General features: G+C 62.5%; 10 protein-coding genes. 7 read left to right on the plus strand and 3 right to left on the minus strand.

Features of this window, described 5'->3' with window-relative positions; translation table 11 throughout:
* Positions 1 to 296: 296 nt before the first annotated feature.
* From secA to OIU19_RS20130, 4 genes are all read left to right on the plus strand, one after another.
* Entirely contained in the window at positions 297 to 3,032 is a 2,736-nt protein-coding gene (gene secA, locus OIU19_RS20115) for a preprotein translocase subunit SecA (protein ID WP_186553877.1), read from the plus strand.
* Between the two features lie 127 nt (positions 3,033 to 3,159).
* Complete coding sequence (gene argJ, locus OIU19_RS20120) at positions 3,160 to 4,377, plus strand: bifunctional glutamate N-acetyltransferase/amino-acid acetyltransferase ArgJ (RefSeq protein WP_264236496.1); 1,218 nt, start codon at positions 3,160 to 3,162, stop codon at positions 4,375 to 4,377.
* Between the two features lie 65 nt (positions 4,378 to 4,442).
* The gene (locus OIU19_RS20125) at positions 4,443 to 5,075 is read left to right on the plus strand and encodes a glutathione S-transferase family protein (RefSeq protein ID WP_264236497.1); all 633 of its coding nucleotides are present in this window, start codon (positions 4,443 to 4,445) and stop codon (positions 5,073 to 5,075) included.
* Entirely contained in the window at positions 5,072 to 6,016 is a 945-nt protein-coding gene (locus OIU19_RS20130; protein WP_264236498.1) for a Nudix family hydrolase, read from the plus strand. The genes OIU19_RS20125 and OIU19_RS20130 overlap by 4 nt, the downstream gene beginning before the upstream one ends.
* Before the next feature lie 45 nt (positions 6,017 to 6,061).
* On the opposite strand, the gene OIU19_RS20135 is transcribed toward OIU19_RS20130, so the two are convergent.
* The 3 genes from OIU19_RS20135 to OIU19_RS20145 are packed head-to-tail and all read right to left on the minus strand — an operon-like array spanning position 6,062 to position 9,612.
* Complete coding sequence (locus OIU19_RS20135) at positions 6,062 to 6,622, minus strand: cob(I)yrinic acid a,c-diamide adenosyltransferase (protein WP_264236499.1); 561 nt, start codon at positions 6,620 to 6,622, stop codon at positions 6,062 to 6,064.
* 3 nt (positions 6,623 to 6,625) lie between these two features.
* On the minus strand, positions 6,626 to 8,656 hold the full coding sequence (locus tag OIU19_RS20140) for an ATP-binding protein (protein ID WP_264236500.1): 2,031 nt from the start codon (positions 8,654 to 8,656) through the stop codon (positions 6,626 to 6,628).
* Between the two features lie 38 nt (positions 8,657 to 8,694).
* Complete coding sequence (locus OIU19_RS20145) at positions 8,695 to 9,612, minus strand: putative 2-dehydropantoate 2-reductase (RefSeq protein ID WP_264236501.1); 918 nt, start codon at positions 9,610 to 9,612, stop codon at positions 8,695 to 8,697.
* Between the two features lie 101 nt (positions 9,613 to 9,713).
* Between OIU19_RS20145 and OIU19_RS20150 the strand changes: the two genes are divergently transcribed.
* From OIU19_RS20150 to OIU19_RS20160, 3 genes are all read left to right on the plus strand, one after another.
* On the plus strand, positions 9,714 to 10,199 hold the full coding sequence (locus tag OIU19_RS20150) for a YajQ family cyclic di-GMP-binding protein (protein WP_264236502.1): 486 nt from the start codon (positions 9,714 to 9,716) through the stop codon (positions 10,197 to 10,199).
* A gap of 113 nt (positions 10,200 to 10,312) precedes the next feature.
* The gene (locus tag OIU19_RS20155; protein ID WP_186553885.1) at positions 10,313 to 11,155 is read left to right on the plus strand and encodes a mechanosensitive ion channel family protein; all 843 of its coding nucleotides are present in this window, start codon (positions 10,313 to 10,315) and stop codon (positions 11,153 to 11,155) included.
* A 196-nt stretch (positions 11,156 to 11,351) separates the two neighbouring features.
* A complete protein-coding gene (locus OIU19_RS20160; protein WP_264236504.1) occupies positions 11,352 to 12,596 on the plus strand; it encodes an MFS transporter in 1,245 nt (414 codons plus the stop codon).
* The last annotated feature ends 63 nt before the right edge of the window (positions 12,597 to 12,659 follow it).

A 12,659-nucleotide genomic window follows, 5' to 3' on the forward strand; every position in this document is an offset into this window, starting at 1 on the left:
TGGGTTTTGCATAGGCTGCTCTGTGTTGGTGACGATAGTCGCGCGAAGACGGCGGAACTCATGGCGTCGCGTAAGAGTCATTCTCAATACGTTTCATCTTCGCTACACCTTGAACTTGCAAAAAAAGTCCCTATGTTAGAAACGTCCCCGCCCTAGCGCTGTGCCAGCATCGTGGAAATCCACCACTTTCCTCACCATCGTTTCCGGGTAGAATGCTCGTTCGCATGCGGCCCAAGGGCTGCTCGGGCGACTCATGGGGCCGCCCTCCATCCCTAAGTGTGGAAGATCCTGCCGATATGTTTGCGCCTTTGTTAAAGAAACTTTTTGGAAGCAAGAACGAGCGCGAGATCAAACGCCTGCTCAAGACGGTCAGCACCGTCAATGCCTTCGAAGAGAAAATGTTGGCCCTCTCCGATGAGCAGCTGCGTGGCAAGACCGCAGAGTTCAAAGAGCGCCTGGCCAAAGGCGAAACCCTCGACCAATTGCTGCCAGAAGCCTTCGCTGTGGCCCGTGAGGCCGGTAAGCGCGTGATGGGCATGCGTCACTTCGATGTGCAGCTGATCGGCGGCATGACCTTGCACGAAGGCATGATCGCAGAAATGCGCACCGGTGAAGGCAAGACCTTGGTCGGTACCCTGGCTGTCTACCTCAACGCATTGTCCGGCAAGGGCGTGCACGTGGTCACGGTCAACGATTACCTGGCTCGCCGCGACGCCAACTGGATGCGTCCGCTGTACGAATTCCTCGGCCTGTCGGTGGGCATCGTCTCGGCCTTCCAGCCGCCGGAAGAGAAGCGTGCCGCCTATGCTGCCGACATCACCTACGGCACCAACAACGAATTCGGTTTCGACTACCTGCGCGACAACATGGCCTTCAGCGTCGACGAGAAGTTCCAGCGTGAGCTGAACTTCGCGGTCATCGACGAAGTCGACTCGATCCTCATCGACGAAGCGCGCACCCCGCTGATCATCTCCGGCCAGGCCGAAGACAGCTCCAAGCTGTACATCGAGATCAACCGCCTGATCCCGCGCCTGACCCAGCACATCGAAGAAGTCGAAGGCCAGGTCACCCAGGAAGGCCACTACTCGATCGACGAGAAGAGCCGCCAGGTCGAGCTCAACGAAGCCGGTCACCAGTTCATCGAAGAGATGCTCACCCAAGCCGGTCTGCTGGCAGAAGGCGAGAGCCTCTATTCGGCACACAACCTGGGCCTGCTGACCCACGTTTACGCCGGCTTGCGCGCGCACAAGCTGTTCCACCGCAACGTCGAGTACATCGTCCAGGACGGCCAGGTCCTGCTGATCGACGAACACACCGGCCGGACCATGCCGGGTCGTCGCCTGTCCGAGGGCCTGCACCAGGCCATCGAGGCGAAGGAAAACCTCAACATCCAGGCTGAGAGCCAGACCCTGGCCTCGACCACCTTCCAGAACTACTTCCGTCTGTACACCAAGCTGTCCGGCATGACCGGTACCGCCGACACCGAAGCGTTCGAGTTCGCCCAGATCTACGCCCTCAACGTGATGGTCATTCCGCCGAACAAGCCGTTGGCGCGTAAAGACTTCAACGACCTGGTGTACCTGACCGCCGAAGAGAAGTACCAGGCGATCATCGCCGACATCAAGGAAAGCATGGCCAGCGGCCGTCCGGTGCTGGTCGGTACGGCGACCATCGAGACCTCCGAGCACATGTCCAACCTGCTCAAGCAGGAAGGCATCGATCACAAGGTGCTCAACGCCAAGTACCACGAAAAAGAAGCCGAGATCATCGCCCAGGCCGGTGCACCGGGCGCGCTGACCATCGCCACCAACATGGCCGGCCGTGGTACCGACATCCTCCTGGGCGGTAACTGGGAGGCTGAAGTAGCCGCCCTGGAAAACCCCACCGCCGAGCAGATCGCCCAGATCAAGGCGGACTGGCAGAAGCGCCACCAGCAAGTGATCGAGGCCGGCGGCTTGCACGTGATCGCCTCCGAGCGCCACGAATCGCGTCGTATCGATAACCAGCTGCGCGGCCGCTCCGGTCGTCAGGGCGACCCAGGCTCCAGCCGCTTCTACCTGTCGCTGGAAGACAGCCTGATGCGCATCTTCGCCTCCGACCGGGTGAAGAACTTCATGAAGGCGCTGGGCATGCAGTCCGGCGAGGCCATCGAGCACCGCATGGTCACCAACGCCATCGAGAAGGCTCAGCGCAAGGTCGAAGGGCGCAACTTCGATATTCGTAAGCAGTTGCTCGAATACGACGACGTGGCCAACGAACAGCGTAAAGTCATCTACCACATGCGCAACAGCCTGCTGGCTGCGCAGAACATCGGCGACACCATCGCCGAGTTCCGCCAGGAAGTGCTCGATGCCACCATCAGCCAGCACATTCCGCCGCAATCGCTGCCAGAGCAGTGGGACGTGGCCGGTCTTGAGGCGTCGCTGTCGAGCGATTTCGGCATCAAGCTGCCGATCCAGCAGTGGCTGGACGAGGACGACCACCTCTACGAAGAGACCCTGCGCGAGAAGCTGCTGAACGAGATCACCAGCGCCTACAACGAGAAGGAAGACCAGGCCGGCGAAGACGCCCTGCGCACCTTCGAGAAGCAGATCCTGCTGCGCGTGCTGGACGACCTGTGGAAAGACCACCTGTCGACCATGGACCACCTGCGCCACGGTATCCACCTGCGCGGTTATGCGCAGAAGAACCCCAAGCAGGAGTACAAGCGCGAATCCTTCACCTTGTTCCAAGAGCTGCTGGAGTCGATCAAGCGCGACACCATCCGCGTGCTCTCGCACGTTCAGGTACGCCGCGAAGATCCGATCGAAGAAGAAGCCCGTCTGCGTCGCGAAGCCGAAGAGCTGGCCCAGCGCATGCAGTTCCAGCACGCCCCCGCGCCTGGCCTGGAAAGCGAGCAGCACAGCGAGGAGGGCGCGGAAGTCGCCGTCGCCGCAGCGCCGGTGCGCAATGACCTGAAACTGGGCCGCAACGAGCCGTGCTGGTGTGGTTCGGGCAAGAAGTTCAAGCATTGCCACGGCCAGATCGAGTGATCGAGCTGTTCCCGCGTCACCCTGACAACTGAAACACTGCGCCGCGAACGGTTTCGACCTTCGCGGCGTTGTTCCCTCTCACGCCTGGCCGTATCTTGTGCGGCACATATTTTCTAGGAGCGCATTCATGGCTGTTGGTCTTGGTCCTTTGCCCACCCTGCACCCGGTTCCGGGGTTTGAACTCGGCATCGCTTCGGCGGGCATCAAGCGCCCTGGGCGCAAGGACGTGGTAGTGATGCGCTGCGCCGAAGGCTCCAGCGTTGCCGGCGTATTCACCCTCAATGCCTTCTGCGCCGCCCCGGTGATCCTCTCCAAGCAGCGCGTGCAGGGCACTGTACGCTACTTGCTGACCAACACCGGCAATGCCAACGCCGGTACCGGCGCCCCTGGCCTGGCCGCCGCTGAGCGCACCTGCGCCAAGCTGGCTGAGCTGGCCGGTGTCGACGCCCAGTCGGTACTGCCGTTCTCCACCGGCGTGATCGGTGAGCCGCTGCCGGTCGAGAAAATCGAAGGCGCGCTGCAGGCCGCCCTGGACAACCTGTCGGAAAACAACTGGGCCGAAGCCGCCACCGGCATTATGACCACCGACACCCTGCCCAAGGGTGCTAGCCGTCAGTTCCAGTTCGAAGGTCAAATCATCACCGTTACCGGCATCAGCAAAGGCGCCGGCATGATTCGCCCGAACATGGCCACCATGCTCGGTTACATCGCCACCGACGCCAAGGTCGCCCCAGCGGTGCTCAAGGACCTGATGCTCGACGGTGCCAACAAGTCGTTCAACCGCATCACCATCGATGGCGACACCTCGACCAACGACTGCTGCATGCTGATTGCCACCGGCAAGGCCGATGTGCCCGAGATCAGCGAAGCCAAAGGCGCGCTGTTCGAGGCGCTGAAGCAGGCGGTATTCGAAGTCTGCATGGAAGTCGCCCAGGCCATCGTGCGTGACGGTGAAGGCGCTACCAAGTTCGTCACCGTGGAGGTCAACGGTGGTGGCAATCATCAGGAGTGCCTGGACGTTGGTTACGCGGTGGCCCACTCGCCGCTGATCAAGACCGCCCTGTTCGCCTCCGACCCCAACTGGGGCCGCATCCTCGCCGCCGTTGGCCGTGCCGGTGTGCCGCAACTGGATGTCAGCTTGATCGACGTGTTCCTCGGCGAAGTGTGCATCGCCAGCAAAGGTGGCCGTAGCCCAAGCTACACCGAAGAGCAAGGCTCCAAGGTGATGGCCCAGGAGGAAATCACCATTCGGATCGAGCTGGGTCGTGGGCAGTGCAGCGAAACCATCTGGACGACCGACCTGTCCCACGAGTACGTCAAGATCAACGCTGAGTATCGCACCTGATCTGCTGATCCTTGGGGCCGCTCTGCGGCCCCAAGGCACTTCAGCCACTTAGATGGAGCCGAACCATGAGTTACCACCTGATCATCGGCGACAAGTTGTACTCCTCCTGGTCGCTGCGTGGCGCCCTGGCCCTGGAACTGGCCGGTGTGCCCTACGAAGAAACCCTGATCAAACTCAACCAACCCGATACCCGCACGCGTATCCTGGCGTTTTCTGCGTCTGGCAAGGTGCCCCTGCTCAAGACCGAGCACGGCGTCATCGCCGACTCGCTGGCGATTGGCGAGTACCTGGCCGAGCGTCATCCTCACGCTCAACTGTGGCCAGCCGACACTGTCGCGCGTGCCCAGGCGCGCTCGGCCTGCGCGCAGATGCACAGCGGCTTTTTCGCCCTGCGCGGGGCGATGCCGTTCGACCTGTCGCGGGACCAGGCGCTGGAAAACGTGCCCTTGGACGTGCAGGTGGACATCGACCGCATCGTCGCGCTGTGGTCCGAATGCCGCCTGGCGGCCAAGGAAAGCGGCCCGTTCCTGTTCGGCAAGCCAAGCCTGGCCGACGCGTTCTTCGCCCCTGTAGCCGTACGCCTGCGTACCTATCGGGTGGAAGTGCCGGCCGAAGCGGCCAGCTACATCGAGACCATCTATCAATGGCCGGCCTTCCAGGCCTGGCAGCAAGCAGGCTTGGCGGAGCGTGAAGGGTGAAACGGATTCATGTAGTAGCGGCAGTCATCCGTGGCGCTGATGGGCGCATTCTGATTGCGCGCCGCGCCGACACCCAGCACCAGGGCGGCTTGTGGGAATTCCCCGGCGGCAAGGTGGAGGAGGGTGAGGGCGTCGAAGCGGCTCTGGCCCGAGAGCTGCGCGAGGAGCTCGGTATCGACGTGAGCCGCTCGCGGCCGCTGATCAAGATCAGCCACGATTACCCGGACAAGCAGGTGTTGCTGGATGTGCGTGAAGTCGATGCCTTCACGGGCGAGCCGCATGGCGTCGAGGGCCAGCCGCTGGAGTGGGTTGCGCCGCGTGATCTGGGCCAGTATGAATTTCCTGAGGCGAACAAGCCGATCGTCGCGGCTGCGCGTTTGCCTGATCAGTACCTGATCACCCCCGATGGGCTCGAGGTGCCGCAGCTGTTGCGCGGTATCCAGAAGGCAGTGGCAAGCGGGATCAAGTTGATCCAGCTGCGCGCACCGGATATGTACGACCCCAAGTACCGCGACGTGGCAGTGGATGCGGTCGGGCTGTGTGCCGGCAAGGCGCAGTTGATGCTCAAGGGGCCGCTGGAATGGTTGGGTGACTTCCCCGCCGCGGGCTGGCACCTGACCGCTGCGCAGTTGCGTAAGTATGCCGCCAAAGGGCGCCCGTTCCCGGAGAACCGCTGGTTGGCGGCGTCGTGCCATTCGGCGCAAGAGTTGGCCCTGGCTGAGCAGATGGGCGTGGATTTCGTCACCTTGTCGCCGGTACAGGCGACCCAGACCCATCCAGAAGCGCTGCCGTTGGGCTGGGAGCAGGCAGGGCGGTTGATCGAGGGGGTTAGCCGGCCGGTGTTCTTGCTTGGCGGTGTGGGCGCCGAACAGCGTGAGCGTGCCTGGCAGGTGGGGGCGCAAGGTGTGGCGGGGATTCGGGCGTTTTGGCCTGAGGTTTGAGTCGCCACTGCAAGGGGCTGCAAAGCAGCCCCAGCAATTTCAGCCTCAAGGTTTTGTAGCTGCCTGCCACAAAACCTCCGCCAGCCCCTGGCGCCGGCCAATGATCCGCGCCGCGACAAACAGCAAATCCGAAAGCCGATTGATATACGCCAAGCCCACTCCGGCCAGCGGCTCCAGCGCATTGAGCTGCTGACAGCGCCGCTCGGCACTGCGCGCCTGGCTACGGCAAACATGCGCCTGTGCCACCAATGCCGATCCACTGGGCAGAATGAAGTTCTTCAGCGGCCCGAGCTCCTCGTTCCACAGATCGATAGCCGCCTCCAGCCGCTCCACCTCCGCTTGGTTCAACGCTTGATAACTGGGCATCGCCAGCTCCCCACCGAGATCGAACAGGCGATGCTGACACGGCGCCAGCACCTCGCTCAGCTCATCCAGCCCTGCCTCGCTCAGACCTGCCAGCAGCAGCCCCAGCTGACTGTTGAGGCTATCCACCTCGCCAATCGCCTCGATCCGTGGGTGATCCTTGGGTACCCGGCGGCCGTCGCCAAGCCCGGTCTCGCCCTTGTCGCCGGTGCGGGTGTAGATCTTCGACAGGCGATAGCCCATGTGTCATGCCTCCGTGTTGCCCGCCGCGGTCGGCGCGGGCTGGCCAAGGGGCAGGCGCAGGGTAAAGCACGTTCCCTGGCCTGGGGTGGAGTGCACCTCCATCTGCCCCTTGTGGTTGTTGGTGATGATGAAATACGAGACCGACAGGCCCAGCCCTGTGCCCTGGCCGATCTCCTTGGTGGTGAAGAATGGCTCGAAGGTGCGTTTGCGCACCGCTTCGGGCATGCCGATGCCGTTGTCCTCGACCTGGATCTCCGCCCACGGCGGATTGAGCCGAGTACGCAGGGTGATGCGCCCCGGCTCGCAGGGCTGCGGGCGCAGGTGGATGGCCTGGGCGGCGTTTTTCAGCAAGTTCAGCAGTACCTGCTCCAGCTCGTTGGCGGTGCACGGCACCGGCCCCAGTTTGGCATCGAACTGGCGGACGATGGCCTGGCCCTTGAAGTCGAAACCGATGGCCAGGTCGAAGTCGTTGCCAGCAATCTCCACCGCCTGATCGATCAACGCCGGCAGGTCGCACGGGGCCAACTGGCGATTGCTGCGCCGGCTGAAGCTGAGCATGTGGGTGACGATCTTCGCCGCCCGTGCCCCCGCTTGCTGGATGCCGTCGAGCAGTTGCGGCACTTCGCGGCTCTCCAGGTAGCGGTTGACCACCGGCAAGTCGATGCCCAGCTCTTCGGCCTGCTCCTGGTTGCGTGGCAGCTCTGGCGACAGACGCCGACGAATGTTCTGCACGTTGTGCAGGATCGCGCCGAGCGGGTTGTTGATCTCGTGGGCCATGCCAGCGGCCAGGCCGCCCACCGAGAGCATCTTCTCTGACTGCACCATCATCTCTTCCAGCGACAGGCGCTGGGTGATGTCATCGATGCGGATCACCACGCCACGCCCGCCGCCGCCCATCAACGGGTAGAAAGTCAGGGCGTAGTGGCGCGGCTCGTCATCCTTGGGCCAGGTGACCCGTTCGATCTTCGCTACCCGGTGCTTCTCGACACTCTCTTTAAGCTGCGGCAAAAATGGCTTGAGCGGCTCGAAGGCGATAAAGATCGGCTGGTTCAACGCCTCATCCAGCGGCGTGCCGGAGAGCACCGTGGCTTCATGGTTCCACTGGGTCACGTAGAGTTGTTCGTCTAGCGCGATAAGCGCCGAGGGCATCGAGTCGATGATGCTGTTGAGGTAGTTCTGAAAGCCGGTGAGTTTCTTCTCGATCTTGCTGCGTACCTGGACCTCAAGCTCCAGCTTGCGGTTGGTGTGGCGGGTTTCCTCGGCCAGGCCCTGGGCTTGATCGTAGGCGCTCTGGAACTCGTCACGGGTGCGCTTGAGTTGCTGCTCACGGGCCTCGATGCGCGAAAGCATGGTGTTGAAGGCGTTGGCCAGGCTGCCGATCTCATCATCGTTGCCGCGCTCGGCACGCAGGGCATAGCTCTCTTCACGGGTTACCTGGCGGCTGAGTTCTTCGAGCTGGTTGATCGGCTGGGTGATCAGGCGCTTGATCTGCCGGGCGATCACTAGCCAGAGCAGAATGCTGAAGATCAGGATTGCGATACTTGCGCTCAGGGTGCCGGTGTAGAAGGCGGTCGGCAGTTCGCTGCTAGCGACCAGCAACAGGTGCGCGGGTGGGTTGGCGGCGCGCGGCAGGCGGATCAACTGGCTGCTGCGAAACTCCATCAGCCGCCAGCCATCGACATTGCGGTAGCGCTTGGGCAAGGCCAGAGGCTCGCCATGCTGCAACTGCGCCAGCATGCGTCCGTCGCTGCCATAGATGGCGGCGGCGCGCAGCGGCGAGTAGCTATCGAGCTCCTTGAGCAGTTCAGTTGCGGCCTCTGGCGAATCGCCGGCGCGGGCTGACAGTTGCGGGTTGGATACCAGCCGGCCGATGGTCTGCAAGGCTTGTGGCGCCATGCTTTCCTGGGTAATCCAGTACGCGGCGCTGATGAACGTCAGGTTGGCCACCAACAGGATGGTTACCAGCAGCACCAGCAGGGCGGCCAGCAGTTTCTGCCCGACCGGGAGGTTGTCCAGCCGTTGGCGCAGGTTCATGGGCAAGGCAGTGTCCGTATCCAGTTGAAGGGGCGCTGTCAGTCGCTAGGCAGGCCGCGGGCTTGCAGGTTTTCGACCAGGCGCTGACGCAGGTGTTCCAGCTGCGCTAGGTGCAGGCCATGGCGGGCAGCGCTGCGACAGGCGTGGCCAAGCAGGTAGTGCACCTCGGTACGGCGTGCGTTGCGTACGTCCTGATACATGGAAGAATAGTTGGCTGCAGTGGCCAGGATCACCCGTTCGACCTCTTCACCCAGTTCTTCAGCGGCCTTGGGTTGGCCACAGCGGCGCAGCAACTCGGTCAACTCCTCGCACAGCGCGCTGACTTCGCCCAGGTGTCCCAGCAGGCCACCGTTCTGGCAGTCGTGCAGTACCGTCAGAGGGTTGATCGCGCAGTTCAGCGCCAGTTTGCGCCACAGTCGGGTGAGGATATCCACGCTCCACTCGGCAGGGATACCGGCGTCGTGCAGATCGTCGAACCACTCGGGCGCCGCGGGGTTGAGTGGGTCGCCCAGCCAATTGAAACCGTGGCCGGCAAAACGCACCCGCCAGTCTTCTTCACGAAACGCGCCTTCGGTGCTGGAGGCAAAGATGCAGCGCGCGTGGGGCACCTGCTCGGCGACTTCATCCTGGCTACCCAGGCCGTTCTGCAGCAGGACCAGTTCGGCACCTTCGGCCAGCCGCGGCGCCAGGCGGGCGACGGCAGGCGCGGCGTCATAGGCTTTACAGGCCACCAATAAGCGGTGGATCGGGCCACCGAAGTCATCGGTTTCGGCCGGGATGGCGAAGTGCGCGGGGTGATCCTGTTCGACCAGGGTCAGGCCACCAGCGGCCTGATACGATGCCAGCCGCCGCTGATCGCGCAGGATCAGCCGTACCGCCTTGCCAGCGCGAGCCAAGCGGCACGCCCAAAGGCTGCCCAGGCTACCGGCGCCGAGAATATGCCAGGTGCTGCTCATCTGCGTTTCGCAACCCGTTATAATGTGTCCCGCATTTTAACCATCAAACCCTGCGTGCTCCATCTTCATGCCGAGCGCGTCTTTATTTTTGGAGAACAACCATGCCTTCGTTCGACGTGGTATCGGAACTGGACAAGCACGAAGTGCAGAACGCTGTCGACAACGCCATCAAGGAACTGGATCGTCGCTACGACCTGAAAGGTAAGGGTAGCTTCGAATTCAAGGACAAGGAGCAGACCGTTCTGTTGACCGCCGAGGCCGAGTTCCAGCTTGAAGCCATGATCGAGATCCTGCGCGGTGCCCTGGTCAAGCGCAAGATCGACGTCAAGTGCCTGGAAACCAAGGATGCCTACGCCTCGGGCAAGGAAATGAAGCAAGAAGCCAAGTTCCGCGAAGGCATCGATAAAGAGCTGGCGAAGAAGATCGTCGCCCACATCAAGGATGCCAAGCTCAAGGTCCAGGCCGCCATCCAGGGTGAGCAGGTCCGAGTTACCGGCAAGAAACGCGATGATCTGCAAGAGGCCATTGCTGCCCTGCGCGCCAAGGAATTCGACATGCCGCTGCAGTTCAACAACTTCCGCGACTGATCGCACAGCGGCCCGGAACAACGCTGGCTCAATGATGTCCATCGGGTCCGCGGCCGCTGAAATCCTGCGGCCTGCTTTACTGTGTACGTGCCGTTCGGCATCAGGAGATAAATATGGATTTGAACGCTGAGGTCGATCAGCTGGTCCGCCAATCGCAGACCTGGCTTCCCTTGATCATGGAATACGGCAGCCGTCTGCTGCTGGCGTTGCTGACCCTGGCCATCGGCTGGTGGATTACCAACAAGCTCAGTGCCCGCCTGGGCAAACTGGTGGGCCTGCGCAACGCCGACCTGGCCTTGCAGGGGTTTATCAGCACCCTGGCCAACATCGTCCTGAAAGTGCTGCTTCTGGTCAGCGTGGCGTCGATGATCGGCATCGAAACCACCTCGTTCGTGGCTGCCATCGGTGCGGCGGGCCTGGCGATCGGTTTGGCCTTGCAGGGCAGCCTGGCGAACTTCGCCGGTGGCGTGCTGATCCTGCTGTTCCGCCCGTTCCGCATTGGCGACTGGATCGAGGCGCAAGGCGTCAGCGGTACGGTCGACAGCATCCAGATCTTCCACACCGTGCTGCGTACCGGTGACAACAAGACCGTGATCATGCCCAACGGCAGCCTGTCCAACGGCATCATCACCAACACCAACCGCCAGCCGACGCGCAAGGTCGTGTTCGATGTCGGTGTCGATTACGACGCGGACCTGCAAAAAGCCCGTAACGTGCTGCTGGAGCTCGCCCAGGATCCACGGGTGTTGCAGGACCCGGCGCCGCAGGCCGTGATTTCCACTTTGGGCGACAGTTCGATCACGGTATCCCTGCGTATCTGGACCAAGACCGCCGACTACTGGGACGTGATGTTCATGCTCAACGAGCATGCACGTGATCGTCTGCGCGCCGAAGGGATCGACATTCCGTTCCCGCAGCGAGTGATCCGTGTGGTGCAGGAAGCGGCCACCGAGTAAACCCTTAAAGCTCGTGGGAGCGGGCTTGCTCCGCGAATACGCGTCATCGAACGATATCGTTGCAATGACTGGCGCAATTCGCGGGGCAAGCCCGCTCCCACGTTTTCATTTCTGCGCCCTTACACTTGTTCACAGCCAGGCCCCGCCTTTTCTGGCATATAACCTGACCCATCTTCATACCCCGTTGATCCCTGCCATGAAACCACTGCTGTATATCACCCCCAGGCGAGCCTTGCTGTTCGGCCTGACCTTGGCCCTGTTCGAGCTGCTCACCTACCTTGCCAGCGACGCCGTCATGCCCGCCATGCCGGTGGTGGTCGATGAACTCAACGCCAGCCCCGAGTTCATCCCCCACGCCTTGAACCTGTACCTGCTGGGCGGGGTGGTCCTGCAATGGCTGATCGGTCCGCTCGCTGACCGCTACGGCCGGCGTCCACTGCTGCTCAGTGGTTGCCTGATCTTCGGCGCAGCTTGCCTGGCGACCTATTGGGTGCATGACATCGGCGTGTTCAACCTGCTGCGCCTGCTGCAGGGTATCGGCTTGGGTTTCGTGGTCACGGTCAGCTACCCGGCGCTTAACGAGGCGTTCAGTGAGGCCGATGCGGTGCGCATGATGGCCCTGCTGGCCAACATCGCCTTGCTCTCGCCGCTGCTGGGGCCGTTGGTTGGTACCTTGATGCTGCAATGGCTGGACTGGCGCTGGCTGTTCCTGGCCTTTGCGGTGGGCGCAGTGCTGACCTGGCTGCTGCTGTACAAGTTGATGCCGGAAACCCTTGGGGTCGAGCGCCGCGATGGCTCGCGCCTGCCGTACACACCGATCCACCTGTTGCCGTTGTTGGCAGGCTATGGCCAGTTGCTGGGCAACCGCCGCTTCGTCGCGGGCAGTGCGGCATTGGGTCTGGTGGGTCTGCCGCTGATTGGCTGGATTGGCTTGTCGCCGGTGCTGCTGATTCACGATGAAGGCCTGAGCACCATGGCATACGCCCTGTGGCAGTTGCCGGTGTTCGGTGGGCTGATCATGGGCAACCTGATCATCAACCGCATTGCTGATCGCTATCCGCTACCGAGCCTGGTACGCGGAGCGCTGCTGCCGTACCTGGCGGGCTTGGCGCTGATGGTCCTGGCTACTTGGCTGTGGCCGTCGGTGACCAGTGTAGTGGCGGGAATGTCGCTGTATGCCCTGGGCCTGGGCGTGGCCAACGCGGTGCTGTACCGCATGACCTTGTTCTCCAGCGAGCAGAGCAAAGGCCTGGTGTCAGCCATGCTCGGCATGATCACCATTGCCCTGCTGGGGCTGGGTGGCGCGGTGCTGGCGATGATCGGAGCGGGCGCGAGCCTGTTGCATTTTGCCTTGGCGGCGGGTGTGGCGGGGGCGTTGGCACTGTGGCCATTGTGGTTTGTGGTGGGCGGCCAGTCGGGGGAAGGTGCGGTCGCGCCGTAATTCGAGATCGGTGTGGCCCTCTTCGCGGGCAAGCCCGCTCCCACAGTTACAGCGCAGCCCTCA

Source organism: Pseudomonas sp. BT-42-2, from assembly GCF_025847435.2.
Lineage (GTDB): Bacteria > Pseudomonadota > Gammaproteobacteria > Pseudomonadales > Pseudomonadaceae > Aquipseudomonas > Aquipseudomonas urmiensis.

Excerpts from the sequence above, each read along its gene's own strand:
- secA (WP_186553877.1), top strand. The coding sequence starts at position 297 with ATGTTTGCGCCTTTGTTAAAGAAACTTTTTGGAAGCAAGAACGAGCGC.
- argJ (WP_264236496.1), top strand. The coding sequence starts at position 3,160 with ATGGCTGTTGGTCTTGGTCCTTTGCCCACCCTGCACCCGGTTCCGGGG.
- OIU19_RS20125 (WP_264236497.1), top strand. The coding sequence starts at position 4,443 with ATGAGTTACCACCTGATCATCGGCGACAAGTTGTACTCCTCCTGGTCG.
- OIU19_RS20135 (WP_264236499.1), bottom strand. The coding sequence starts at position 6,622 with ATGGGCTATCGCCTGTCGAAGATCTACACCCGCACCGGCGACAAGGGC.
- OIU19_RS20140 (WP_264236500.1), bottom strand. The coding sequence starts at position 8,656 with ATGAACCTGCGCCAACGGCTGGACAACCTCCCGGTCGGGCAGAAACTG.
- OIU19_RS20145 (WP_264236501.1), bottom strand. The coding sequence starts at position 9,612 with ATGAGCAGCACCTGGCATATTCTCGGCGCCGGTAGCCTGGGCAGCCTT.
- OIU19_RS20150 (WP_264236502.1), top strand. The coding sequence starts at position 9,714 with ATGCCTTCGTTCGACGTGGTATCGGAACTGGACAAGCACGAAGTGCAG.
- OIU19_RS20155 (WP_186553885.1), top strand. The coding sequence starts at position 10,313 with ATGGATTTGAACGCTGAGGTCGATCAGCTGGTCCGCCAATCGCAGACC.
- OIU19_RS20160 (WP_264236504.1), top strand. The coding sequence starts at position 11,352 with ATGAAACCACTGCTGTATATCACCCCCAGGCGAGCCTTGCTGTTCGGC.